General features: G+C 70.8%; 24 protein-coding genes. 8 read left to right on the top strand and 16 right to left on the bottom strand.

What is annotated here, in order from left to right:
- Positions 1-84: 84 nt before the first annotated feature.
- The 3 genes from L3i22_RS11455 to L3i22_RS11445 form a co-directional block, all read right to left on the bottom strand.
- Positions 85-648 carry a hypothetical protein gene (locus L3i22_RS11455; protein WP_221326941.1) on the bottom strand — a complete coding sequence of 188 codons (564 nt, stop codon included), beginning with the start codon at positions 646-648 and terminating at the stop codon, positions 85-87.
- Between the two features lie 96 nt (positions 649-744).
- A complete protein-coding gene (locus tag L3i22_RS11450) occupies positions 745-2,532 on the bottom strand; it encodes a CocE/NonD family hydrolase (protein WP_221326940.1) in 1,788 nt (595 codons plus the stop codon).
- Positions 2,533-2,617: 85 nt separating this feature from the next.
- Positions 2,618-2,839, bottom strand: a complete 222-nt coding sequence (locus tag L3i22_RS11445; protein ID WP_221326939.1) for a hypothetical protein — start codon at positions 2,837-2,839, stop codon at positions 2,618-2,620.
- 246 nt (positions 2,840-3,085) lie between these two features.
- Here L3i22_RS11445 and L3i22_RS11440 point away from each other — a divergent pair, with 246 nt between their 5' ends.
- Both L3i22_RS11440 and L3i22_RS11435 read left to right on the top strand, forming a co-directional pair.
- The gene (locus tag L3i22_RS11440; protein WP_221326938.1) at positions 3,086-4,441 is read left to right on the top strand and encodes a polysaccharide deacetylase family protein; all 1,356 of its coding nucleotides are present in this window, start codon (positions 3,086-3,088) and stop codon (positions 4,439-4,441) included.
- A 122-nt stretch (positions 4,442-4,563) separates the two neighbouring features.
- Positions 4,564-5,250, top strand: coding sequence for a hypothetical protein (locus tag L3i22_RS11435; RefSeq protein WP_221326937.1), 687 nt, complete (start codon positions 4,564-4,566; stop codon positions 5,248-5,250).
- A 10-nt stretch (positions 5,251-5,260) separates the two neighbouring features.
- Here L3i22_RS11435 and L3i22_RS11430 read toward each other — a convergent pair whose 3' ends face one another.
- Complete coding sequence (locus L3i22_RS11430) at positions 5,261-5,878, bottom strand: PilZ domain-containing protein (RefSeq protein WP_255658129.1); 618 nt, start codon at positions 5,876-5,878, stop codon at positions 5,261-5,263.
- 149 nt (positions 5,879-6,027) lie between these two features.
- Between L3i22_RS11430 and L3i22_RS11425 the strand changes: the two genes are divergently transcribed.
- Positions 6,028-7,404, top strand: a complete 1,377-nt coding sequence (locus tag L3i22_RS11425) for a S28 family serine protease (RefSeq protein WP_221326936.1) — start codon at positions 6,028-6,030, stop codon at positions 7,402-7,404.
- A gap of 86 nt (positions 7,405-7,490) precedes the next feature.
- On the opposite strand, the gene L3i22_RS11420 is transcribed toward L3i22_RS11425, so the two are convergent.
- The 7 genes from L3i22_RS11420 to L3i22_RS11390 all read right to left on the bottom strand — a co-directional run bounded on the left by L3i22_RS11420 (position 7,491) and on the right by L3i22_RS11390 (position 15,276).
- Entirely contained in the window at positions 7,491-8,558 is a 1,068-nt protein-coding gene (locus tag L3i22_RS11420; protein WP_221326935.1) for a hypothetical protein, read from the bottom strand.
- Between the two features lie 145 nt (positions 8,559-8,703).
- The gene (locus L3i22_RS11415) at positions 8,704-9,717 is read right to left on the bottom strand and encodes an N-acetylglucosamine kinase (RefSeq protein WP_221326934.1); all 1,014 of its coding nucleotides are present in this window, start codon (positions 9,715-9,717) and stop codon (positions 8,704-8,706) included.
- On the bottom strand, positions 9,714-10,970 hold the full coding sequence (locus L3i22_RS11410) for a 6-phospho-beta-glucosidase (protein ID WP_221326933.1): 1,257 nt from the start codon (positions 10,968-10,970) through the stop codon (positions 9,714-9,716). The genes L3i22_RS11415 and L3i22_RS11410 overlap by 4 nt, the downstream gene beginning before the upstream one ends.
- Positions 10,967-11,845, bottom strand: a complete 879-nt coding sequence (locus L3i22_RS11405) for a carbohydrate ABC transporter permease (RefSeq protein WP_221326932.1) — start codon at positions 11,843-11,845, stop codon at positions 10,967-10,969. Before L3i22_RS11405 ends, L3i22_RS11410 begins: the two co-directional genes overlap by 4 nt.
- Positions 11,842-12,768: a carbohydrate ABC transporter permease gene (locus L3i22_RS11400; RefSeq protein ID WP_221326931.1), complete on the bottom strand. Its 927-nt coding sequence runs from the start codon at positions 12,766-12,768 to the stop codon at positions 11,842-11,844. Before L3i22_RS11400 ends, L3i22_RS11405 begins: the two co-directional genes overlap by 4 nt.
- Positions 12,769-12,771: 3 nt before the next feature.
- Complete coding sequence (locus tag L3i22_RS11395) at positions 12,772-14,088, bottom strand: ABC transporter substrate-binding protein (protein WP_221326930.1); 1,317 nt, start codon at positions 14,086-14,088, stop codon at positions 12,772-12,774.
- Positions 14,089-14,106: 18 nt separating this feature from the next.
- Positions 14,107-15,276 (bottom strand): ROK family transcriptional regulator, encoded by a 1,170-nt coding sequence (locus L3i22_RS11390; RefSeq protein WP_221326929.1) that lies wholly within the window; start codon positions 15,274-15,276, stop codon positions 14,107-14,109.
- Between the two features lie 251 nt (positions 15,277-15,527).
- Here L3i22_RS11390 and L3i22_RS54305 point away from each other — a divergent pair, with 251 nt between their 5' ends.
- Entirely contained in the window at positions 15,528-16,691 is a 1,164-nt protein-coding gene (locus L3i22_RS54305; RefSeq protein ID WP_304523461.1) for a chitosanase, read from the top strand.
- A 197-nt stretch (positions 16,692-16,888) separates the two neighbouring features.
- Here the strand turns inward: L3i22_RS54305 and L3i22_RS11380 are convergent, their stop codons facing one another.
- Positions 16,889-17,524 carry a TetR/AcrR family transcriptional regulator gene (locus L3i22_RS11380; RefSeq protein WP_221326927.1) on the bottom strand — a complete coding sequence of 212 codons (636 nt, stop codon included), beginning with the start codon at positions 17,522-17,524 and terminating at the stop codon, positions 16,889-16,891.
- Positions 17,525-17,655: 131 nt separating this feature from the next.
- Entirely contained in the window at positions 17,656-18,486 is an 831-nt protein-coding gene (locus tag L3i22_RS11375) for an oxidoreductase (RefSeq protein WP_221326926.1), read from the bottom strand.
- A gap of 289 nt (positions 18,487-18,775) precedes the next feature.
- Between L3i22_RS11375 and L3i22_RS11370 the strand changes: the two genes are divergently transcribed.
- The gene (locus L3i22_RS11370; protein ID WP_221326925.1) at positions 18,776-19,369 is read left to right on the top strand and encodes a restriction endonuclease; all 594 of its coding nucleotides are present in this window, start codon (positions 18,776-18,778) and stop codon (positions 19,367-19,369) included.
- Positions 19,370-19,392: 23 nt separating this feature from the next.
- Here the strand turns inward: L3i22_RS11370 and L3i22_RS11365 are convergent, their stop codons facing one another.
- Positions 19,393-20,649 (bottom strand): acyltransferase, encoded by a 1,257-nt coding sequence (locus L3i22_RS11365; protein ID WP_221326924.1) that lies wholly within the window; start codon positions 20,647-20,649, stop codon positions 19,393-19,395.
- Between the two features lie 73 nt (positions 20,650-20,722).
- Positions 20,723-21,952 carry a hypothetical protein gene (locus L3i22_RS11360; RefSeq protein ID WP_255658124.1) on the bottom strand — a complete coding sequence of 410 codons (1,230 nt, stop codon included), beginning with the start codon at positions 21,950-21,952 and terminating at the stop codon, positions 20,723-20,725.
- A gap of 313 nt (positions 21,953-22,265) precedes the next feature.
- On the opposite strand from L3i22_RS11360, the gene L3i22_RS11355 reads away from it, so the two are divergent.
- From L3i22_RS11355 to L3i22_RS11345, 3 genes are all read left to right on the top strand, one after another.
- Positions 22,266-22,865: a DUF4332 domain-containing protein gene (locus L3i22_RS11355; protein ID WP_255658123.1), complete on the top strand. Its 600-nt coding sequence runs from the start codon at positions 22,266-22,268 to the stop codon at positions 22,863-22,865.
- Positions 22,862-23,857, top strand: coding sequence for an OmpA family protein (locus L3i22_RS11350; RefSeq protein WP_221326922.1), 996 nt, complete (start codon positions 22,862-22,864; stop codon positions 23,855-23,857). Before L3i22_RS11355 ends, L3i22_RS11350 begins: the two co-directional genes overlap by 4 nt.
- A gap of 147 nt (positions 23,858-24,004) precedes the next feature.
- Complete coding sequence (locus L3i22_RS11345) at positions 24,005-24,676, top strand: DUF6518 family protein (RefSeq protein WP_221326921.1); 672 nt, start codon at positions 24,005-24,007, stop codon at positions 24,674-24,676.
- A 129-nt stretch (positions 24,677-24,805) separates the two neighbouring features.
- Here L3i22_RS11345 and bfr read toward each other — a convergent pair whose 3' ends face one another.
- Entirely contained in the window at positions 24,806-25,288 is a 483-nt protein-coding gene (gene bfr, locus L3i22_RS11340) for a bacterioferritin (protein ID WP_221326920.1), read from the bottom strand.
- Positions 25,289-25,336 lie beyond the last annotated feature (48 nt).

Raw genomic sequence — 25,336 nt, 5'->3', positions numbered from 1 at the left:
TCACTGTCAGCCACCGGGTCGAGCCGAACCAGTGATTCGGCATGATCAGCACTATTCTTCGCCCGAACGGACAAATACGGCTGCTCACGCCCGTTGTGCCGCCTCCGCGAACGGAGTGGCCAGCATCGCCGGGGCGTCCACGGACAGCCCGGAACCGTCCGCGAAGCGCAGCGCGAGCCGGCCCTCCGGATCACTGACGGCGACGGCGCCGAGGCCGGCCCGCGGGCATTGCCAGACCGGCGCCAGCGGTGGCAGCGGCGCGGGCTCCGCCGGAGCGAGCAGCCGCTTGACGCGATCGAGCAGCCCGGCCGGCGGGACGACCGCCGGCGCCGGCGGCGGCTCACCGACGGCCAGCATCAGCAGCCGGGCGCCGGTCAGCGCGAGCGCCATCGCCGTGTCGTCCTCGGGCAGGTGCCGGTCCAGGTCAGCGGCCGTACTGCCGGCCGGAAAGGCGCGCGGCGCCGGCTCGTTGCGGCCCAGGAGCCCGTGCGGCGCACCCTGCCACTGCGTGATCTTGGAAATCAACGGCACATGTGAGGTACGGGCGATCCACACCGCCCCGAGGAGCACCTCCCCGGAGTCCAGGTGTTCGCCGACCCGCAGCCGCAGCTCGGCCTGTCGCCGGGCCACCGGGCCGGATTCGTTCACCACTTCGCTCCGCAGTCTCGGGGACGAGGCCGCCGAGCCTACCGGTGCCGGGTGCGGGCCGTCCGGAGGTCCGGCCGGTCCGCACCCGGCAGCCGATCAGTGCCCGCCGTGCGGCGTCAGCGTGAAGGTCCCCGCGCCGACCCCGGTCAGCGTCCGGGTGTACTGCCGCAGGTAGGTGTCGAGGAACGGCGACCGGTCCCCCTGGGTCGGCACGTCGAACCGGGGGTTCTGCAGGTCGAGGCCCAGCCGCGCCCGGCTGACCCCGATGGTGTTGCCGCTCGGGGTGTCCCGCCAGCCGTTGCTGCTGATCGTGCCGATCTGGACGCCCAGCTGGTGACCCGCCGCAAGGGTCCAGTCGGTGGACTTCAGGTCGAACCCGACCCGGCCGGCCGCCTCGATCAGCGCCACGTTCTCGTCGAACATCACCCCGGTCCCGTCCGGGGCGACATCCCAGAGCCGGACCAGCACGTTGCCCGGCGCGCTCGCGGTCAGCGTGATCTTCGGCGTGGCGGTGATCCGCAGCCGCGACGTCACCGGCTTCGACCAGCTGAAGTAGCTGTTCGGGTCGGCGGCGGCCGCGAGCGGCGCGAGGCGCAGGGACGCGGGCGGGGCCGGATCCGTGAAGTGCTCCATGTCCCACTGCTGTTCGGCCGGCGCGGCCAGCGTCGCGGGGGCGCCGTCGTCGACGTACCGCCCGTCCGGAAGGCTCGCCGCGCTGGACGACGAGGAGACCGGCCAGGTCGGCTGGGCCCGCCACGCGGCCGTACTGTCCTCGATCGCGAAGGCCGGGTCCTGGACCGCCGGCCGGACGCCCTTGAGGTAGTGGTCGTAGAAGCGCATCACCTCGTCGAAGAACCCGGCGCGGCCCTGCAGCAACTGCCCCGCGGCGTTCGTCTCGTTGCCGCGGACGTGCTCCCACTGCCCCATCCAGCCCCGCTCGACGCCGTGATGGTTGCCGAGGTACTCCTCGACGTCCTCGGGCTTCGTGTTGTTCTCGATGAAGCCCTGGGTGATGAAGAGCGGGGTGCTCGTGCCCTTCGCCCGCGCGGCCAGGTTCCGGGCGCGCCAGTACGGCGAGTCCAGATCCGGGTTGTTGTTGTTCGTGAGGTTGTCGGCGAGGCACTCGGGGTGGCTGACCTCGTACGCCGCATTGGTCTTGTATTGATCGGTGTCGTCAGCCAGTGGCGCCATCGTGGCAATGCCGTTGTACGCGTTCGGCGTGCCGGTCACGTTCGGCCGCGGCACCTCGTTGCTGAACAGGTAGTTGTACATGTTCCACACGGGTTCCTGGGCGACGACCGCCTTCAGCGCCGGGAGCTCCAGGTTGTTGCCGACGAGACCGGTCACCGCGTCGTAGGACTTGCCGTACATGCCCACCTTGCCGGTCGACCAGGACTGCTTGGCCACCCACTGGATCGCGGCCCGCACATCGGCCTGCTCCCCCGGGCCCACCCAGTCGAGGCAGCCGGTGCTCCCGCCGAAGCCGCGCAGGTCGACCATCACGTAGGTGTAGCCGCGCGCGAACAGCCCGGTGCCGCTGGTGAAGTCCGCGAACCGGCTGGACGGGCCGGTCTGCGCCCAGCCCTCCGGCCCGGTCTGGCCGGCGTGCGCGAAGTACGGCCCGACCGCCAGGATCACCGGCGTCCGCACCGCCGGCGACAGGTTCGCCGGCCGCAGGACGTCGGCGTGCAGCTGCACCCCGCTGTGATCGGCGGACGGGAAGTAGGCCTCCGTCCAGACCGCGCCCTCGGGGACCCGCGGATTCTCCTCGTGCGTGACACCCCCGGGCGCCGGAGCGGCGGCGGCCGCCGGGCCGCTCACCGCGAGACTCGCCACCACGACCAGCGCACCGACGGCAGCCGTGGCCCGTCTGCGTATCCCCATCTGAACTCCCGAACCATAGACCGACATCTCTACAGCCCGACGCTAGCGTGCCGGCGTCCTGTTTGGAGCGGGGACGGGAGTCAGATCATCGATGTGGGTCGTTCTCGGGGTTGGCCTGGACCCGGTTGTGCCGGGCGCATCGCAGGCCGACGAGCGCCAGCACGACGTACGCGCCGAGCTGGACGGGGTAGCCACCCGGCAGGTAACGCAGCGCGCCCGGATCATGGTTGATCATGAGCCGGATCGCCCCCGTCGCGGCCCAGGCGACCAGGATCAGGCCGAAGACGAGCCAGACCGCTTGGCGCATCACCGCTCCCCCGGACGATCCTTCAGGTTCTGCCCGAGCGTAGGCGGCATCGCCGGGGACGGCGGGTAAACCGGAAAGTTGACGAGCGGCACGACGCCCAGCCCACGGATCAAAATTGATCGATAAATGTCACCCTTTCGGCTGAAATTGACCGAGAGTGCTAGCGTCGCCCGCTGGTGAGCCGAGCAGTTCGGCGACCGGCACCGCGGACATGTCGGCAGGTGCCAGGCCGAAGGGGAGGAACTGATGTCCGACGAGCCGAAGGTGACGAAGCCCGGCGAACCCGAGGCGGCGCCACCGGCGGACGAGGCCACGGTCGCGCTACCGGCGACCCCGGCACCGGACGAGCCCACCGTCGCGATCCCGGCCGACGCCTCCCCGGACGAGCCCACCGCGGCGACCCCGGCGGACGAGGAGACCGCGCCGATCCCGGCCGACGAGGCCACCGAGCTGATCCGGCCCGAGCCCGAGCCGGACGAGGCCACCGTCGCCATCAAGGCCGAGACACCGGGCGACGAGAAAACCGTCGCGATCAAGCCCGGGCCCGAACCCGAGCCCGACGAGAAGACCGTCGTGGTCCGCGCGGAGCCGCCGGCCGACGAGAAGACCGTGGCCTTCAAGGCCCAACCGGTGCCCGACGAGGCCACCGTGGCGATCCCCGCCGCCGCGTTCAAGGACGACCTGACCGTCGCCCTCCCCGCCAAGCCACCACCCAGGAAAACGCCGGCCCAGGAAACCCCGGCCGCGATCACCCCGCCGCCGCCGGAACCGGCCGCCCCGACCGGCCTCCGCGGCGCCTTCCTGACCCGGCGGAAACTGCTCCTCGGGATCTCCGGCGCGGCCCTGACCGCCGGCGCCGTCGCCGTCTACGCCGCGTCCGACGACGACCCCGGCAAGGACCAGGCGAAACCGACCCCCGGCCAGCCCGTGGTGATCCGCTCCCGGACCCCGGAGAGCACCGTCACCGCCTCCCCGCTCCCGGTCCAGCGCAAGCCGATCTCGACGCTGGCCGAGTACACGAAGGCCACCGGCGGCCAGGCGTTCCCCTCCGACGCGATCGCCCTGACCATCGACGACGGCCCGCACCCGATCTGGACCCCGAAGATCCTCCAGCTGCTGGACCACTACCAGGTCCCGGCGATGTTCTGCATGATCGGCAACCAGGTGCTCGGCCACGAGAACGTCGCCCAGATGGTCACCACCGCCGGCCACCAGCTCGCGAACCACACCTGGAGCCACCCCACCAAGCTGGGCGCCAAGGCGAAGAAGATCGCCCAGCAGGAGATCCGGAAAGCCCAGAACAAAATCAGCAGAACCACGGGGTACGCCCCCAAACTGTTCCGTTCGCCCGGCGGTGACTGGTCCCCGCAGTTGCTCCGCGACGTCGCCCAGGCCGGCCTGCTCCCGCTGGACTGGAGCAACGACCCGCGCGACTGGACCCAGCCGGGCGTCGCCAAGATCGAGAGCCGGATGCTGGCCGCCAAGCCGGGCCAGATCCTGCTCTGCCACGACGGCGGCGGCGACCGCTCGCAGACCTTCAAGGCCCTCAGCGTCGTGCTCCCCACCCTCAAGGCCCGCGGCCTGAAGTTCGTGGCCCTGTAGCTCCCGCCGCACGGGTCACCGGGTCCTCCGTCCGCAAGCCGGGGAGCGGCCCGATTGATCCGAATCCGGGCCGCGCCCGTTCTCCCTGGCGAATGCGGGGAGGGCGGGCAAAGGTGGCAGTGATGCGCGAGGTCAGGCACGTGGCGTTGGCGTTGTCGATGGTGGCGCTGGCCGGTTGTGCACCGGCCACGGCCCCGGCCGGGTCGGCCGGCGCCCAGCCGCAGCGGACCACGACGCGGCCGGCCGCCACCCGGAAGGCCTCGGCCGACTGCACGAAGGCGACAAAGGTCGTGATCGACGACAGCGGCTCCGGGTACGCGTTCACCCCGGCGAAGCTGACCATCCAGCGCGGCGCGTTCCTGGCCGTCGTCAACCGGTCGAAGACGGCGCACCCGCTGCGCTCGGAACCGGACGCCGGGATCGTCACCAGCGTCATCGGCCTCCAGGAGCGCCAGGTCATCCAATTCCCCGACAAAGGCACCTTCACGGTACGGACCGGCGCCGCCGAGCTGCGTCTGACGGTCACCGGCGACAGCGGCTGCGGCGCCCCGGAGCCGGAGCTCACCATCACGAAGGCCGGCGCCTTCACCCCGTCGGCGGTCAAGGTCGTCGCGACCGAGAACTTCGCCGTGGTCAACGAGTCGGGCGCCACCCAGAGCGTGACCTGCACGCCGGGCAGCAACGGTGACCACACCCGGCTGGACGCCGGCGAGACCCAGATCCTGGCCCTCGACGAGCCCGGCCGCTACGTCTGCGCCAGCCGCCAGCACCCGTCCGCGAAAGTCACCGTCACCGTCACCGGCGGCTGACCGCGGCGTCTCACTGGGTCCGCTGGAAGGCGTCGAGCCGGGCCCGGATCTCGGCGTCCATGTCCACGAACAGCAGGCGGACGTCGCCCGGCTCGTCGCTGCCGCGCACCTGACCGTTGAACTCCGCGGGGCCGTCCGGCAGCAGCACCTCGAGGGTGACCAACTCCCCGGGAGCCAGGCCGTCGACCAGGTCGATCAGCGCCTCCTCGCCGAGGTCGTCGACGTCGAGATCGACGATCACCCGCGCCCCGCCCAGCGACAGGTCGATCGCCAGGCCGGGAAACATCTGCCCGGAGGGCAGGATCAGCACGACCGGCACCTGCACCGAGACGCGCCGGGAGCGTCGCCGGTCGACGGCGCCCACGGTCGTGTCCACCCGCATGTACACGCCGGGCATGCCCTCGGCGGGCGGGGGCACGACCGTGCCCACGATGCTGAAGCCGGAGCCGTTCTGCGTCCAGAGCAGGGCCACGTCGACGCCGACCATGGCGAACCCGGTGAGGCTCAGCCGGAGCGTGCCGTCGCTCTCCCGCGAGACCCGGCAGGTCCGGGCCGGGCCGCCGCCGAGCGACGCGCTGGCGGTCGGGGCGGTCCACGGCTGCGGTTCCTCGGTGGTCTTGACCATCATTGTCGGATCTTTCTGGGTACGGATCGCGGTCCGGTCGAATCCTCTCCGAAGTGACGGTACCGTCGCGAACAGCCCTTCAGGTGCAGGTCAGCACGGACAACGAGTTCCCATCGATCCACGCAGCTCCATTCATCGATATGGTGGCGGGCGTGAGATCTCGCATCGTGGCCATCCTCGCCTCCCTGCTGGTGGTCCTCTCCCCGGCCACCGCCGCGCGCGCCGCCGACGATCCGCTGCTCGACCAGCTGCGGGCCGTCCCCGGCCTGACCGTCATATCCGACACCGCGGGCACCGGCTACCGGTTCTTCGTGCTGACCTACCGTCAGCCGGCCGACCACCGCCACCCGTCCCAGGGCACCTTCGAGCAGCGCCTGACGCTGCTGCACCGGTCGAGCACGTCCCCGACCGTGCTGTTCACCAACGGCTACGGCCTGGCCGCCAGCCCGCGGCCGACCCAGACCGAGCCGACGGCACTGCTGAACGCCAACCAGATCTCGGTCGAGCACCGGTTCTTCACCCCGTCCCGCCCGGCCCCGGCCGACTGGTCGGACCTGAACATCTGGCAGGAGGCGACCGACGAGCACCGGATCGTCACCGCCTTCGACGGCATCCTGACCGGCAACTGGATCCAGACCGGCGGCAGCAAGGGCGGCATGACCTCGGTCTACCACCGCCGGTTCTACCCCGGTGACGTCGACGGCGTGGTCGCCTACGTGGCGCCGGACGACGTGATCAACCCGGCCGACAGCGCGTACGACAAGTTCTTCGACACGGTCGGCACGCCGTCCTGCCGCGCGGCCCTCGACGGCGTCCAGCAGCAGGCGCTGCTCCGCCGGGAGCGGCTGGTCCCGCGCCTGGCGGCGGACGCCGCCGCGAACGGCTGGACGTTCAGCCGGACCATCGGCACCGCGGACCGCTCGTTCGAGATGACCGTGCTCGACACGGTCTGGGCGTTCTGGCAGTACAGCCTGGCCGCGGACTGCGCCACGGTCCCGGCCGCCACGGCCACCGACGACGAGCTGTACGCCTGGATCGACGGCATCGCCGGCTGGAGCTTCTACACCGACCAGGGCCTGGAGCCCTACTGGCCGTACTACTACCAGGCGGCCAGTCAGCTGGGCTGGCCGAGCCTGCGCTTCGAGCACCTGCGCGGCCTGCGCGACTACCCGGGGCTGTACACGGCGAACTCGTCACTGCCGCCCGAGCTGCGCCGCAAGCACAACCCGGTGCCGATGATCGACGTCGACCTCTGGGTCCGGACCGCCTCGGAGCGCATGCTCTTCATCTACGGCCAGAACGACCCGTGGGGCGCCGAGCGCTTCACCCCGAGCCGCCGCGACTCGGCCCTGTTCGTCGCCCCGGGCGCCAACCACGGCGCGAACATCGCCAAGCTCGCCCCGGCCGACGCGGCCCAGGCCACGGCCCTGCTGCGCCGCTGGGCAGGCGTCCCGGCGACGTTCGCCGCCAAGCAGTCCACCGACGTCCCGCTGGACGACATGCTCGGCGACCACCACCGCCTCCCCTGACCACCCGCGCCCGCCGGCTCCCCCCGGCGGGCGCGCTCACGCGTCCACCGCGTCCCAGCCGGTCATCTCGGCGGCCGGGATGCTCGTCAGGCGGCGGCGACCCGGTCCAGGAGTTCGAGGCGGAGGATGACCGGCTCGATCGTGCGGTGCCGGTCGGCCTCGCCGTACTTGTGGTTGAACTCGGCGATGACCTCCTCGTAGAGCCCGGCCGCGGCCGGCAGCCGGGTCATCGCGTAGGCGCACTCCTCGTCGCACGGGCGGCGGCCCGGGTTGTCCTCGGCGGTGATGTGCTCGCGGCCGAAATCGATCAGCAGGTCGGCGATGTGGGCGCCGTCGATGAACACGTCGCCCCGGTGCTCGGCATAGCGGACCTCGCGGCTGGCCACCCGCGTGCCGTCCCGGCAGAACGACAGCTCGGTCATCCACCACTGGTCCAGCGTCGTGGTGATCTCGTTGTGCCACAGCTCGTGGAAGCGCCGCTCGGCGAACTGGCCGAGCGAGGAGCTCACGTTGATCTCCAGGTGCGGTGACGCCGATGCCCGGGTGCCGACCGGGTAGAACGAGATCAGCGCCCGGTCGTCCCACTGGTGCAGCTGGAGCGCGGGCAGCGCGTCGTACGTCTTGACCACCAGGTTGTCGGCGTGCAGCGGCGTCATGCCGGACTTGCACCGGTACAGGTAGCGCAGGTTCTCGACGATCACGCCCCGGACGTCGACCGGGGTGATCTCCTCGGCGCGCTGCTCGGTCGCCTTCGCGTCCGGGTCGAGCAGCAGGATCTGGATCTGCACGCCCCGTTCGGCGGCGACCCGCAGCGCCTCCAGGAACCGGTCGCGCTGCCGCCCCTCCAGGATGTGGTTGCCGGTGTCCATGATCCGCACCACCGTGGCCGCGTACTCCACGTTGCGGCTGAACCGGACGTCGTCGAAGAACGGCTGCTCACTGACCCGCGCGTTGCGCAGCTCCTGGAACATCGGGTCGAAGATCGCGTAGGTGAGCGCCACCACCAGCACGCTGGTCCCCAGGTTGACCAGCAGGTCCCGCGCGTACCCGGCGTAGACGTGCCCCATCCCCAGCATGACCAGCGCGATCCCGGCGAGCAGGGCGAACCCCCAGGGGCGGGCCTTCTTCGTGATGATCATCCGCAGCCGCGTCATGATCGGCAGACATCTTTCAAGAGCAAGCCCCCGTCCCGCTACTCACCGTCCGTCGCCGGATCATAACGTGATGCACATAGGACCGCCGAGCCCACGAACCGGCCGTCGATCGCCAACCGATCGGGCCGGCCGGGACCGGTGCGGCTCAGAGCGGGGCCGGGGCCTGCTCGCGGGCCCCGGCCGTGACCCGGGAGAGAGTGGCGCGCAGGGCCGACTCGGCGTCCGGGGCGGCGTCCAGGGTGTCCAGGGCGAGGAGGGCGGCGCCGGTGACCGGAGGGGCGTCCAGGACCGTGATCGTCGCCTGGGGGGCCTGGGCCTGGACGCCCCGGATCACCTGCTCGTGCAGCTGGGCATGGCGGGCCTGCAGCACGCCGCCGCCCAGGACCACGGCGTGCGGGCGGGTGAGCAGGCCGAGCCGCCCGGCGGCCGAGCGGTGCTGGGCGAGGATCTCCTCGGCCTGGCGGGTGACCAGGGCCGCGGCCACCTCGTCGCCGGTGGCGGCGATCTCGAACAGCAGCGGGGCCAACTCCGGGATCCGGTCCATCGGCAGGTCCCCCAGGTGCAGGCCGATGCTGACCGCCTCGACCGTGGGCCGGCCGAAGTGGGCGGCGACCGCGGCGGACAGCGCGGTGGGGTCGCCCCGGCCGTCCTCGCCGCGGGCGGCCGCGCGCAGGGCGTGGTCGGCCAGGTCGTGGCCGCCGCCCCAGTCGCCGGAGATCGGGCCGAGCGCCACGAACCGGGCGGTGCGCCCGTCCGCCGCCCGGCCCACGCAGTTGTTGCCGGCGCCGCAGACCACGGCGACCGCGTCCGGCATCGCGGTGCCGGCGCGCAGCAGGGCGAAGCAGTCGTTGTCGGCCTGCGTGTGCCGGGCCCAGCCCTGCCCGGCGACGGCCGCGTTCAGTGCGGTCACCTCGTCGGGCAGGTCGGCGCCGGCCAGGTAGACGGCGAGCGAGTCGATCATGGTGCCGGGTGGCAGGCCGGCCTCGGCGCGCGCCTCGGTGATCAGCTTGCCGAGCACCGCGATCGCGCCGGGCAGGCCGACGTTGTGCGGGGACGACGTGCCGCCGCGGACGAACGCGAGGACCCGGCCGGACGTGTCGCCGAGGACCACGTCGGTCTTGGAGTTCCCACCGTCGGCCGCCAGGAACAGCGGGCTCATCGGGCCCACGCGAGGTGCGCGCGGCCGGCCGCGATCAGCTTGTCGGCCAGGGCGTCGGCATACTCGTGCTGGCCGATCAGCGGGTGGGCGAGCAGCGCGCGGTAGACGCGATCACGGCCGCCCTTGAGCGCGGCGTCGAGCGCCAGTTCCTCGTACCCCCAGGTGTGGGTGATGAGGCCGGCCAGGTCGGGCGGCAGGGGGGTGACCGGCAGCGGAGCCGGGCCGTCGAGGCCCGCCCGGGCCGAGACCTCGATGACCGCCTCGGCGGGGAGGAACGGCAGCAGGCCGTCGTTGCGGACGTTGACCGAGTGGACGGCGTCGTCGTCGAGGCCGAACAGCGAGGCGAGCAGGCCGACCGCGGCCTCGGAGTAGTAGGCGCCGCCGCGCTCGCCGAGCAGTTTCGGCTTCTCGACCAGGGTGACGTCGCGGTACATCTCGAGGAGGGTGGCCTCGATCTCGGCTACCCGCTGGCCGCGGGTCTGCGCCCCGATCGACTCACGCACGTGCCGGTCATGGGCATAAAAATACGACAAATAATATGACGGTACGGCGCCGAGCATGGTGACGATCTCCGGCGCGATGTCCACCTCGCCGGAGATCTCCGACAGGTGACCGTCGATGAGCGCGGGCAGGCGATCGACGCCGTCCACATAGGCTGCCCGCTCCCAGGTCAGGTGGTTCAACCCGACGTGGTCGAGCACCACCGCGGACGGATCGACGCCCAGGTAACCGGCGAACCGGCGCTGGAAGCCGATCGCCACGTTGCACAGCCCGACCGCCTTGTGCCCGGCGTCGAGCAGCGCCCGCGTCACGATCCCGACCGGGTTGGTGAAGTCCACGATCCACGCGCCCGGCTTGGCCCGCCGCCGGATCCGCTCGGCGACGTCGAGGATCACCGGCACCGTCCGCAGCGCCTTGGCCAGGCCCCCGGCCCCGGTCGTCTCCTGACCCACGCAGCCGCAGTCGAGCGGGAACGTCTCGTCGGTGATCCGGGCCCGCTGGCCGCCGACGCGCAGCTGGATCACCACGGCGTCGGCGTCGGTCACGCCGGCGTCCAGATCGGTCGTCCAGGTGACCTTGCCGGGGTGGCCGTAGTTCGCGAAGATCCGCGCCGCGAACGCGCCCACGATGTCCAGGCGGTCCGCCGCCGGATCGATCAGGACCAGCTCGGAGACCATCGAACCGAGCCGGGCGAAGCCGTCCACGAGCTCTGGCGTATAGGTGGATCCGCCACCGACGACCGCGATTTTCAACCCTTGAATCCTGTCAGCGTGATGCCCTGCACGAACGCGCGCTGGGCGAAGAAGAAGATGATGATCAGCGGAGCCATGGCCAGCACGGTCGCCGCCGTGACCAGGTTCCAGTCGACGTGGTGCATGGTGCGGAACGAGGCCAGCCCGAGCGAGAGCGTCCAGGAGTTCTCGTTCTCGCTGGTGTAGAGCAGCGGCCCGTAGTAGTCGTTCCAGCAGAAGAAGAACTGGAACAGCCCGGCCGCGGCGATGCCCGGGCGGGCCATCGGCAGCACCACCTTCAGCAGCGTGCGCCACTCGCCGGCGCCGTCGACCCGGGCCGCGTCGAGCAGCTCGCTCGGGATGGTGAGCAGGAACTGGCGCAGCAGGAAGATGCAGAACGCGTCCCCGAACAGCGCCGGGATGATCAGCGGCCAGAGCGAGCCGGTCAGGCCGTAGCGGGCCCACATCAGGTAGAGCGGCACGGTGACCACCTGCGGCGGCAGCATCATCACGCAGATGATCACGAGGAAGAGCACGTTGCGGCCGCGGAACCTCAACTTCGCGAGGGCGTACGCCGCGGGCACGCTCGACGCCAGCGTGAGCACCGTGGCCGACACGGCGTAGATCACCGTGTTGAGCAGGTAGTGCCCGAGCGGCGTCCCCTGGAACACCTTGACGTAGTTCTCCGGGTGCCACGTGTTCGGCCAGTAGTCGCTGGTCAGCGCCTGGTTGCTGGTCATCAGCGAGAGCAGCACCAGGTAGACCACCGGGGTGACGAACATGATCGCCAGCACGATCCCGATGCTGTGCTGGGCGATCCAGGCCAGCCGCTTCTGCCGTTTGGCCTGCGTGATGGTGACCGGCCGTTGCACCGGCCGGTCCAGGACCGTGGTCACGATTCCTCCCCGGAGAACGCCTTGGAGCGGCGCAGCAGGATGACGGTGACCGCGAGCGCGACCACGAACAGGGCGATGGCCAGAGCGTTGGCGTAACCGAGGGCGCTGTAGCGGAAGCCGACGGTGTAGAGCCACAGCGGGTAGGTGAACGTCGAGCCCTCCGGGTAGCCGAAGGACTGCGAGATCCCGGCGCCGACGGTGGCCTGCCCGCTGGCGACCGAGCCGGCCACCGCCGCCTGGTCGAAGTACTGCAGCGTGTAGATCACGCCGGTGACCGCCGCGAACAGCACCACCGGCTGGATCGTCGGCAGGGTGATCGACCGGAACTTGTGCCAGGCGTTCGCGCCGTCGAGTGACGCCGCCTCGTAGAGGCTCTCGGGCACGCCCAGCACAGCCGCCAGGAAGATGATCATCAGGTCCCCGACGGCCCAGAGGCCGAGCAGGACCAGCGACGGCTTCGCCCAGACCGGAGAGTTGAACCAGAGCGGGCCGTCGATGCCGATCATCTCGAGGAGGTGGTTCACCGGGCCGGTGCCCGGCTTGAGCAGGTAGACGAACGCGATGGTGGCGGCCACCGGCGGGACCAGCGCCGGGAGGTAGAAGACCGTCCGGAAGAAACTGGCGCCCCGCTTGAACTGGGCGAGCAGCATCGACAGGCCGATCGCGCCGATGATCCGCGCCGGGACGAACACCACCACCATCCACAGGGTGTTGCGCACCGCTTGGAGCAGGAACGGGTCGTCCGCCATCTGCCGGTAGTTGTCCAGCCCCACCCACTGCGGTACGGAGAGCAGGTCGAACTTCGTGAACGAGAAGTAGACCGCCGAGAGCAGGGGGTAGATGAAGAACACCGAGATGCCGATCAACGCGGGCGCCAGGAAGGAGAACGTGGTGAGGCCCCGGCGGAGGCGAACGCCGTCCATGGCTCAGCCGCCCAGCGTCATGACGCTGTTGATCTGCTTGTCCGCGTCGGTCAGGCCACCGTTCAGGTCGGCCACCTTGCCGGACTGGTACTTGATCAGGAACTGCTGGAACGTCTCCTGGTAGGCCGGGCCGGAGGCGGTCGGCGGCGAGGTCAGCGAGTTCGGGTTGTTGAAGATGTCGATGAACGCCTTGAAGTCCGGGTCCGCGTTCAGCGCCGGGTCGGCGATCGACTTCGTGGTGGTCGGCACGTTCTTGATCAGCCCGGCCAGCTTGGTGACCGCCGCGTCGTTCGTGGTCAGGTACTTGATCAGCTCCCAGGCCGCCTCGGGGTTCTTGGCGTTCTTGGAGATGCCCACGATGTTGCCGGTGACGTAGCCGCCGCCGTAGCGGGACGGGTCACTGGTCGGGAGCGGCGCTACGCCGTACTTCAAATCGGGGGTTTGGTCCTTGAGGAAGGCCAGGCGGTACTCGGCGTCGATGTTGATCGCGACCTGGCCCTTCTGGAACGCGTTGTCGGCGCTGAACTCGTCGCCGAGACTGGCCTTGAACTTGGTCAGGTTGTCGTAGCCGTACCAGTCGACCAGGTCTTTCTGCCAGGTGAGCAGGGTCTTCCAGTTGGCGTCGGTGCCGACCGCGCTCTTGCCGTCCTCGGTGAGCCACTTGGCGCCGGTGGCCGGGGCCAGGTGCGCGGCGGCGTTCTCGTAGAAGTCGAACAGCGGCAGGAAGCCGACCCGCTTGAGCGAGCCGTCGGCGTTCTTGACGGTCAGCTTCTTGGCGTCCGCGGTGAGCTCGTCGAGGGTCTTCGGCGGCTCGGCGATGCCGGCCTTGGCGAACAGGTCCTTGTTGTAGAACATCCCGTACGCGTCGGCCAGGAACGGCATCGCGCACCGCTTGCCCTGGAACTCGGTGTACGACCGGACCGTCGCGTTGAGCTGGCTGACGTCCACCTTGTCGCGGTCCAGGTACGGCTTGAGGTCGACCCAGGCGCCGGACGAGCAGAACTTGCCGACGATGTCGGTGGAGTAGGAGAGCCCGACGTCCGGCCCGTTGCCGGCGCCGATCGCCTGGGTGACCTTGGAGTCGTCCTGCCCGGACTTGACCGTCACCTTGATGTTCGGGTGGGTGTCGGTGAAGTCCTTAACCACGGTGTCGATCGCCGCGGCCTCCCGCTCGGTGAAGAAGTGCCACAGCTCGACGGTCCCGGAGACCTGCGTACCGGGGTCGGCGATCTTGTTCTCTTTGGGGGCCGGCGTGCAGGCGGTGGTCAGCAGAGCGGCGGTGGCCAGGGCAAAAAGGGCATGAGGTAGCCGTTTGTTCACTTGGGGACCTCTCAGTATCTAGCTGTCGCGGATCGCGGTGATGAGCGCTTCACGGACCGCGGCCAGCCCGGCGTCGAGACCGCCGAGCAGCACCGCGTCGTCTTTGATGGAGGTGGCGGCGAACGTGCACTCCAGCGGGGCGGCCCGGCGGAACGCGGTGTTCACCGCGGCGAGCAGCGCGTCGCCGCCGGCCTGGGCGGTCGGCCCGGCCAGCACGACCAGGGACGGGTCGAGGACCGCGACCACCGCGGCCAGCGCGACCACGATCCGGTCGGCCAGCGTGGCCAGGAACTCGCCGTGCCCGGCGGCCGCCGCGACCAGCTCGGCCGGGGTGTCGCCGGTGATCCCGTGGTCCCGGGCCAGCTCCTTGATCGCGCCGCCGCCGAAGAGGTCCTGCAGATCGACCTTGCGGTGGCTGGAGTCCGGCGAGTAGAGCGGCATGTAGCCGATCTCGCCGGCGCTTCCCCGGGCGCCGCGCAGCAGCGTCCCGTTGATGTCGATGGCCAGACCGAGGCCGTCCTGACCGATCCAGAGCAGCGCGAAGTTCTCCGCGTCCCGGGCGGCGCCGCGTTTGCGCTCGGCCGCCGCGGCCAGGTTGACGTCGTTGTCGACGCCGATGTCGGTGCCCAGTGCCGCGGCGATCTCCGGGACCAGGCCGGGCCGGCCGAAGCCGGGCACGTCGACCAGGCGGATCGTCTCGGTCTTCGGGTCGTACGCGCCGGGGACGCTGAGCTGCACGTACCGGACCCGGTCGGCGGGCGCCCCGGCCTGCTCGCACAGCTCGGCGAGCACCCCGGTCACCGCCGCGACCGGGTCGGTGGCGAGGAAGTCGATGCGCGACTCGAACCGGGCGCGGATCGCGCCGGTCAGGTCACCGAGCGCCGCCGCGACCGACGGGGTGCCGCTGGTGCCGACGTCGCGGACGGAGACGGCGACCGTGTACGCCGCGTCCGGGTTGGCCGAGTAGATCTCCGCGTTCGGGCCCGGGCGGCCGCTGTCGTGCCCGACGACGTTGACCAGCCCGGCCTCGGTGAGCCGGCGCAGCACCTCGGAGATCGTCGGCGTGGACAGCGCGGTGAGCTTGCGCAGATCGGCCCGCGTCAGCCGGCCCGGGTCGAGCAGGTGGGCGAGCGCCGCGCTCTCGTTCATGGCGCGGAGCAGCTTGGACGAGCCGGCCAGACGCGTCAACGGAGCTCCTCCAGCGGTCGGTTGCTGATTGGCAAAGTGTTTAACAGTTGGCTCATAGTCGATCCCCCGCCGTCCCGTGTCAAGGGTCAGATCTTCGCGATAGACCAGGATTGATAAATCAACTTAACAGTCGTAGTGTCCGTCCCCAACGCGCGCGCCACCCCCTCTCCCCCCCTCCAACGAGGAGCGCCATGATTCGCGTCAGGACAGTCGTCTACGCAGCATTAGGCCTGGTCATCCCAGGTACCGTAGTGGTCTTCGGACTGCTTCCGGCCAGCGCCGCCACGGCTGGGCCGATCAAGGGCCTGGGCGGCAAGTGCATCGACGTCGCCAACGCCTCGACCGCCAACGGCACGGCAATCCAGCTCTACGACTGCAACAGTTCCGCCGCCCAGCAGTGGACCGTCGGCAACACCGACGGGACCATCCGGTCGCTGGGCAAGTGCCTCGACGTCACGGCTGCGGCCACGACCAACGGCGCCAAGATCCAGCTGTACGACTGCAACGCCACCGCCGCGCAGAAGTGGACGGCCAGCAACGGCACCCTGATCAACTCCGGGTCCGGCAAGTGCCTGGACGTCACCGACAAGAGCACCGCCAACGGGGCCCGGCTGCAGATCTGGACGTGTGCCGGCGGCACGAACCAGACCTGGACGCTGCCCGGCGGCACCACCACCCCGACGTCGCCGACCAGCTCGGCGACCACCGCGCCGACCGGCAAGAACCTGGACGACCCGGCGAAGAAGGACGTCGCCATGCAGATCGTCTCGGCGGCCGAGAACTCGTCGCTGAACTGGCGGGCGCAGTTCTCGTACATCGAGGACATCGGCGACGGGCGCGGCTACACGGCCGGGATCATCGGCTTCTGCTCCGGCACCGGCGACATGCTGGAGCTGGTCGAGGCGTACACCGCGACCAAGCCGTCGAACGTGCTGGCCAAGTACCTGCCGGCGCTGCGCAACGTCAACGGCACCGACTCGCACTCGGGTCTCGACCCGAACTTCACCCGGGACTGGAAGACCGCGGCGGCCGACTCGGTGTTCCAGGCCGCGCAGGAGTCCGAGCGGGACCGGGTGTACTTCAACCCGTCGGTCCGCGACGGCAAGGCGGACGGCGTTCGCGCCCTCGGCCAGTTCGCGTACTACGACGCCTCGGTCGTGCACGGCTACGAGGGCATGCGCGCGATCCGCAGCCGCGCCCTGGCCAAGGCAAAGCCGCCGGCCCAGGGTGGCGACGAGAAGGCCTGGCTGAACGCGTTCATGGACGAGCGCATCGTGGAGATGAAGAAGGAGGAGGCCCACTCCGACGTGACCCGCATCGACACCGCCCAACGAGTCTTCCTGAACAACGGCAACTTCGACCTGAACACCCCCCTCGACTTCAAGGTCTACGGCGACTCGTACCACATCAGCTGACCCCTACAACTGACGCTCCCACAAACCGAAGCCTGTCGCCGACGCCCGTCACCGGCTGACGCGTCTCGCTGACGTTTCGCACAGCAGGGCCGCCCGGACCGTGCGGGGTCCGGGCGGCTCGCGGTGCAATCTCCACTGCCCACTGCCCACTGCCCACCGCCCACCGGCCCGCCGAAGCGCCGCGAGCCGAACGGCCGTCAGAGCAGGCCGTCGAGGACGACTCGCAGCGCCCGGCCCAGCCGCGCCTGGAAGTCCACCCGGGAATGCGCCAGCCGCGGGTCCCGCAGCGCCTCGACCACCGGCGGCGCCGGGTTCGCGAACGGCCACAGCCCCGCCACCAGCAGGATCATCATCGCGACGAACTCCCGGGCGGCCGGCCCCTCGAGCGCCGGGATCCGCTCGGAGATCAGCTCGGCCAGCCGCGCCTGTTGCGCGCTGTGCGCGAGCTTGAACTCCAGGACCGCCTCCGCCGAGATGTTGCGCTCCAACTCGGAGCCGAGCGCACTCCACAACTCGCAGATCACCGGCTCCAACGCAACGGACTCGGCCAGCGCGTCGGCCACCTCGCCGGGCTCGCCCGCGGGCAGCTCCAGCACGTCGACCCAGTCCGAGATGGTCTGGTTGAGCAGCGCGAAGTAGACCGCCTCGCGCGTCTCGTAATACCGCACCACGTTGGTCTTGGACAGCCCGACCCGGCGGGCCAGCTCACGCAGGCTGATCTCACTCAGCGGCATCTCGGCGAGCAGATCCGCCGCCTCGCCGAGAATGGCGCCGCGCCGAGCCTCCCGCTGCTCGGGGCTGCGGGCGCGCTGGAAGTCCAGGTCAGGGCTCATCGCGAGCCAGATTACCGCCTATCGCCCACCAACTCTCACCGCCAACGGCCCACCGCCCCTCGCCGCCTATCGCCCGCCGACTCTCACCGCCGACAGGCCAACGACCCTTACCTCTCGTAGCCCACCGACCCTTACCGCTTGTAGCTCACCGACTCGCTGACCGTGCGCCACCGTGCGTCCGAGATGGCGATCCGCTCGGCCTGCGCCTGGGCGACCGCGACAGCGTCGGAGCCGAGCAGCAGGTGCAGCGGCGGCTGCGGGTCGGCGGCCACGTCGATCAGCACCTCGGCGATGCGCACCGGGTCACCCGGCTGGGTGCCGTCGGCGGCGCGCATGCGGGCCACCACCGGCTCGATGACCGGCCGATAGTCCTTGCTGATCGGGTGCGTGGCCATCGAGGTGCCCGCCCAGTCGGTCCGCATCCCGCCGGGCTCGGCGATCGTCACCCGGATCCCGAACGCCGCGACCTCCCGCGACAGCACCTCGGAGAACCCGCCGACCGCCCATTTCGCCGACTGGTAGGCGCCGAGGCCCGGCCCGCCGACCCGGCCGCCGACCGACGAGACCTGGATGATGTGCCCACTCTCCTGCCGGCGCATGACCGGCAGCGCGGCCCGCGTGACGTTGACGACGCCGAAGAAATTCGCCTCGATCTGCGCCCGGAACTCGTCCTCCGGCATGTCCTCGATCGCCGCGACATCCGCATAGCCGGCGTTGTTGACCAGCACGTCGAGCCGCCCGAACGCCTGCACCGCGACGTCGATCGCGGCACGCGCGGCAGCCGGATCGGTGACATCCAGGGCGATCGCCCGGACCTGCTCGCCATACTTCGCGACCAGGTCATCGAGTTGCTCGGGCCGCCGCGCGGTCGCGACCACGCGATGGCCGGCCTCGAGAGCCGACTCGGCGATCTGCCGGCCCAGCCCACGCGAGGTGCCCGTGATCAGCCAGACGTTGTTCATGATGTCTCCCCCTCATCCGCACCGCCAGCCCTAAGAGGCCAGTGGAACCTTACGCACCCAAGCATAAGAGGCCACTGGCCTCTTGCCAAGGATTGCGACCCGGCTCACGCACCGAACTCGCGCGCCCGCCCCATAAGGCCCGGCAAGCGAGCCCGGCAAGCAAGGCCAGCAAACAGGCCCAGCGAGCCCAGCAAGCAAGCCCGACCATGGACCCGGCGAGCACCCAACTCAGCGGGACGGACGAATGACGATCACCAAAGGTGTCGTACCGGTCGCCTACCGTGCAGGCATGGCTCGACGAAGACGCCGGCGACGAAAAGCCGGAACCCAGGGTCCCCTCACCGCGATCGCCGGCCTCGGGCTCATCGCCCTGCTGTTCGTGCTGGTCGAGCAGGCCCGGGCACACCCTCTGGCGGCCACCCTGATCGCCCTCGGCCTGACCGCGGCGGCGGCCCTAGCGACCTGGCTGTGGGCCGCCGAGCGCCGCCGGATCGCCGCGCACGAGCGCGAGGTCGCGGTCACCGACGGCATGACCGGCGAGCAGTTCGAGCACTTCACCGCCCGGCTGATGCGGGCCAGCGGGTTCCGCGGCGTCCGGGTGGTCGGCGGCAGCGGCGACATGGGCGCCGACGTGTTCGCCTGCACGCGGGACGGCCGCCGCGTGGTCGTCCAGTGCAAACGGTTCGCCGGCAATCTGGGCAGCCCGCACGTCCAGCGCTTCGCCGGCACCGCCCGGGAGATCCACGGCGCCGACGTGGCCCTGCTGGTGACCACCGGGCGCCCCACCGCGCAGGCCCGCGAGGTCGCGCTGCGCTGCCGGATCACCCTGATCGACCGCGCCGGCCTGGCCACCTGGCTGTCCACCCAGGCCCTCGACTGCTGATCCCCGCCGGGCGGCGGGCCGGCTCAGGGACTGGTGGTCCGCTGCGTAACCGTGTTCGCCCACGCCCCGACCGCACCCGGAGCCGGCTCCTCAGCGGCGATCGCCACCGCCTCGCTGTGCCCACCCGCCCCCGAAACAGCCGCCACGCCCGAAACAGCCGCAGCCCCCGAGCCAGACAAAACACCCGAGCGAGCGCCGCGAACCACATCAACAGCCCCCGGCGCCAGCCGCCGATGAAGATATCCAGCCAACGGCCGCTCCAGGAACCGATGCGACAGCCAAGCCACGACCAGCATCACCCCCACAACCGCGCCCAACGCCCCGTACCGGGGAAGGAAGTGAAAATGCTGAAGCAGGGTCCCCCCGACCCGTTGGTGCAACAGATAGAACGGATAGGTCAGCAACCCCGCCGTGGTCAGCCACCGCCACCGGATCCGCGCCGTCCAGCCCACCGCCACCACCGCCAGCACCAGAAAGAACCCCGTGACGATCAGCATCGCCACGGTCACCGACAGCGGCCGATGCTCAGTCCTGGCGGAGTGCTCGACGCGCGCCCCGACCGAGTAGATGGCGAGCGCCCAGGCCAGCCCGACCAGCCCCCAGTGCCGAAGATCCGACCCGAACCGATGGATCAGGAAGAACCCGATCCCCGCCACAAAATACGGCGCATACGCCGGCTGCAGCACCGTGACCAGCACCGGCATCCCCGAGTTCACCGAGATCACCGCCCCGATCAGCCACGCGTACCCGAACCACAGCACCCGCCCCCGGCTGAGCCCGGCCCAGACCAGCAGTCCGAACAGCAGGTAGAACCGCGCCTCGGCCCAGAGCGTCCAGAACGACAGGTCCACCGAGGTCACCTTGAGCGGCTCGTTCAGCATGGTCAGGTTCACCACCACCTGCCGCGCGTTCACCGGCAGCCCGAACGTCGGCACCAGCACCGCCACCGCCGCGGTCAGCAGCACCGCCGCCCAGTAGGCCGGGAACAACCGGATCAGCCGGGACCGCGCGAATCCTCCGGCGGTCCGACCCCACGCGCTCAGCGAGATGACGAACCCGCTGATCATGAAAAACAATTCCACACCCAGCCATCCGTACGCGGTCAGGTGCGCCAGCCGCCCGAACGGCGCCCGATCGCCCCAGAACGCGACCGAGTTGATCGCCGTGTAGTGGAACATCGCCACCGCGAGCGCCGCGCACAGGCGCAGCCCGTCGACGACCGCGAGCCGCCCTCCGCCGCGTGGTGGCGCGGCCGTCCGCCGTCGCTGTGTGATGTCCACCGCTCCCCCGTCCTTCGATCATGAAGGTCCGAGGGGTCAACTAGCCGAGCCGAGGTTGGGTGACGCGGCCGGGTCACGGGGAGTGGTGCCACACCAGGCTGAGGTAGACCCCGTAGAGCGCCGACACCAGGGTGAGCAGACCGAGCACCGCGACGACCACCGTCCGGCGCGACCTGGCCAGCGCCGCCGCGACCGGAATCAGCAGCGGCACCGCGGGGATCAGCAGCCGCGCCTTGGAGTGGTAGTACCCGTCCCCGAAGAACGACATGGCCAGGATGATCGCCGAGTACGCGGTCAGCTGCCACGGAAGCCTGTCCGTGGCCAGGACCAGCAGCAGCGCGAACGCGATCAGGACGACCAGCGTCACCACGTACATGTTCGGCGCGCCCGCTTTGACCAGCAGCCCGTGCGCGGTCCGCAGGGTGTACTGACCGAAGTCGTACGACATCTTCCAGGCGTCCTTCTGCACGTGGAAGTAGCCGTCCGCCCGTCCGAGCCGATCCCCGACCCAGACGATGTAGCCGACGAACCCGAGCGGCGCGATCGCCCCGCCCACCCAGGGCCGCCACCCGTCCCGGCGCCGCACGACGGCGATCAGCGCGCTCACCCCGAGCACCGCGATCAGCGCCGAGCCGGTCGGCCGGGTCAGCCCGGCCAGCGTGCACAGCACCCCGGCGGTGATCCACTGCCGGCGCAGCAGCGCGAGCAGCGACCAGGCGGCGAGCGCCGTGAACAGCGTCTCGGTGTACCCCATCGACTCGACGAAGCCGTGCGGGATGACCGCCCACAGGCCGGCGAGCAGGATCCCGGCGGTCCGGCCGCGCACGTGCGCGCCGAGCGCGTAGATCCCCCAGGCCGCGGCGATCCCGGCCAGCCAGGAGACCGCGATGCCGGCCACGTCCGCCCCGCCCGGCAGGACCGGGTCGGCGATCGCGGTCAGGCCGGGGAAGAGCGGGAAGAACGCCAGGTTCGTGGTGGCCAGGCCGCCGGCCGGGGTGAGCGGGATCCCCGTGTCGTAGCCGCGCTGGACGATCGTCACGTACCAGGCCGCGTCGTAGTTGCCGAGCAGCTTGAGCAGGCTCTTGTGCTGCTCGGCGGCGAACACCCAGACGACCGCGAGACCGATCGCGCGCAGCACCGCGTAGAGCACGAGGGCCGGCCAGGCGGCGGCGAGACCGGTCCGCGCGGTCTCCGCCGGGGCGGTCACCGCGGTGCCGGTGTTCTCGGTGGAGCGCCGGGGCCGCGGGACGGCGGCGGCGACCGCGGTCTGGTCGGGGTCGGATCCCAGTTGCGAAGCGGGCACCTGTGGCACTCCTGTGGATCATCCGGACGGGCGGCGGCAGTCTACGTATCGCCGATCTCCGGCGCGAGACCCCACCTCACCACGATCGCCCGGAATGCCACCGCGGGCAACCCCGCAAATGTCATTCATTCCGTAGTGGAACACCTACCCACTGCATTCCGGGAGTGCATTTTGCCAGATGCACGCGAGGCTATATTCTGATCTTGTCACGGCTCCCGGACGCGGGAAATCCGGTATCGCGCGCTACCCCCTCGAAACACCATTTTCCCGCTCGCTCCACGGCGCTTCTCCGCGCCCTTTTCCGGAGGTCATCGTGACCTGGTTCATCGGCCAATCACTCGTCTTCATCCTGCTCGCGTTCCTGCTCGGCATCATCGTCGGCCGCCTGACCGTGCGTCGCGCCCGGAAGCCGGAAGCCGTTTCCACGACCGTTTCCACGGCTCCTCAGAAAAAGCTGGAAAGCACGGAAACGGTCACCGTGAGCGAGGTTCCGGAAACGGTCCCCGAGGCAAATCGGGACAACCCCGAAAAGGCTTCCAAACCGAAGCCCCGCCCCCGGAAGTCCGCGGCGCCGGCAACCGAACAGCCGATGGAGATCCAGAACGACGAGCTGGAACGGATCGAGGGCATCGGCCCCAAGATGGCCGATGCGCTACGGGCCGCCGGGATCCGCACCTTCGCCCAGTTGGCCGAGGCCGGCGACGACACGAAACGCCGCGCCATCCGGGCCGCCGGGATGACCTTCGCGCCGAGCATCGTCACCTGGAGCCGTCAGGCCCGCCTGCTCGCGGACGGTGAGGAGGCGGCGTTCGCCGAGCTCACCGCCCGCCTGATCGCCGGCCGCGACACCGAGGCCGCCCAGGACGCCATCGCCCGCGACGTCATCGCCAAGAACGCCGAGGCCGCGCGATGATCACTGCCAACCGGCGCCTCTGGCTCGCCCTGCTGCTCACCGTCCTCGGCCTGGCCGGCCTGCTCACCGCCCAGCTCGGCCCGAACCGGCAACACATCGAGAACGACCTCACGCACCGCTCCGCCCAGGCCCTCACCGCCGCCGGGCAGGCCGACGCGAAGGTCTCCTTCGCCGGCCGGGACGCCCTGATCGTGGCCGAGACCCGAGCCCGGGCCGACCGCGCCGCTCCGGTCGTGGCCGGGATCCGCGGCGTCCGCGCGGTCCGCGTCACGGTGGTGGCCCCCGCGGTTCCCACGCCCGCGACGTTCCTGCTGGCCGCGGCCGCGGGCGGGGCCACGCTGACCGGCACGGTGCCGACCACCGAGACGAAGACCACGTTGCGGGACGCCGCCGCCGCGACGTTCGGCACGGTCGACGACCGGGTCGCGGTGGACGACCGGGTCACGGCCGACGCCGCGCTCACCGCCCTGCCCACCCTGCTGCGCGCACTTCCGATCAAAATCAACGACTTGGGGGTACGGCTCGAGTCCGGCACCCTGACCCTCAGCGGCAGCGCCGCGGCCGAGACCACCCGGACCGCCCTGCTCGACACCGCCGGGCGGGCCGGCGTCCCGGTCGTCGACCGGGTGACCGTCGCCGACCTGCAGCCGCAGCTCTCCGCCGTACCCCCGCTGGAATTCCGGACCGGAAGCGCCGAGCTGACCGAGGCCTCGCGGGAGTCCCTGACGGACGTCGCCGCGCTCCTGACCGCGAACCCGAGCGCGAAGGTCCGGATCGACGGGCACACCGACGACCGCGGTTCGGAGGCCACCAACCTCGCGGTCAGCCACGCCCGGGCCGACGCCGTCCGCTCCGGCCTGCTGGAACTCGGCGTCGCCGGGGACCGGCTGACCGCCGCCGGGTACGGCGAGGCCCGCCCGAAAGCGCCGAACGACACCGCGGAGCACCGCGCCGAGAACCGCCGCGTGGAGATGACCGTGGTCCTCGGATGACCCGCCGGGATCGCCGTGCCCGGGTCGGGCCCGGCATGGTTCCCGGACGGCCCCGCGCCGGGGTCGGCCATTCGGCCGATCGGCCGCGCGGCGCACCCCTACCGAAGTCGGATGTGCGGGCATGCCCGGGGTTCCTAGGCTCTTGGCATGCAGATCGATGAGGTGCTCCGGAGTCCACGCGAGGCCGCCGGGAGCCGACCGGCCCGCCCGGCGGTGCTGGTGGCGCCGGTGGCCGGGCTCTTGCTCGGGGTCCTCGACTTCGTGTGGATCAAGTTCGTGCCGTTCCCGCTGGGTGACCTGGGGAACTCGATCGCGGTCTGGGCGGTGGCGGCGTTCCTGCTGACCCTGCTCAACCGGTGGAGCCTGCCGGTCGGCGTGCTCGCCGCGATAGTCCAGCTGGTCGTCGCCGTCCCGGCGTATTACCTGGCCGCGGCGGTGATCCAGCACGACGACCTGAGGAACATGTGGGATGCCAACGCCGTGCTCTGGGCGGGGTTCGGAGTGATCGCCGCCCTGGTCTTCGGCACCGGTGGCGTGCTGGCCCGCCGCGCGAGCGTGCCCCGGCTGCTGCGCGACGTCGCGCTGGCGTTGCCGGGCGCGGTCCTGTTCGCCGAGGCCGCGCTGCAGCTGCGCCGGATCGGCGACCCGAGCTATTCGGCCGGCGGCCAGGCGGCGTCCGGGGCCGTGCTGATCGTTCTCGGTCTGGCGACCACCGCGCTGATCACCCCGGGCTGGCCCCGCCGCGGCATCGTCCTGGTGTTCACCCTGCCCTTGACCGCCGCCGGCTTCGTCCTGCTGACCCTCACCGGCTTCCGCTGACCCGCGCCGCCCCGAGCCGCGCCGCCCCGGGCCGCGTCACCCCGGGCCGCGCCGCCTCACGCCGCGCCGCCGGAACGACCGCGCCGGGGCCGTGGGCCGCCCTCCCCTGCGGCCCACCGCGACCGGTGGTCAGCCCGCTTCCGGGTGCTCCGTGACGTTCTGCAGGTAGAGCGCCTCGCCCAGCTTCTCGATCAGGCCGAGCTGGGTCTCCAGGTAGTCGACGTGGTGTTCCTCGTCGCTCAGGATGTCCTCGAAGATCCGGGCGGAGGTCACGTCACCGATCGAGCGCATGTACTCCAGGCCGCGGCGCAGCCGGTCGACGGCTTCCACCTCGACCTTCATGTCGCATTCGAACTGCTCCTTGACGGTCTCACCGATCCGCAGCGCGAAGAGCTTCTGGTAGTTCGGAAGCCCTTCGAGGAACAGGATCCGGTCGGTGAGGACCTCGGCGTGCCGCATCTCGTCGATGGACTCGGCCTTGGTGTGCTTCGCGAGCACGGTGTAACCCCAGTTCTCCTGCATCTTGCCGTGCAGGAAGTACTGGTTGATCGCGGTCAGTTCCGCAGTGAGCTGCTCGTTGAGGAACTCGATGACGCGGGCGTCGCCTTGCATGCCAAATACCCCCATAATATGGCTATCTGGGGGTAAGCGTACTGCCCG

The sequence above is a fragment of the Actinoplanes sp. L3-i22 genome (assembly GCF_019704555.1).
GTDB lineage: Bacteria > Actinomycetota > Actinomycetes > Mycobacteriales > Micromonosporaceae > Actinoplanes.
The sequence above is the reverse complement of the archived record's forward strand: the minus strand, read 5'-3'. Positions and strand labels throughout refer to the sequence as shown.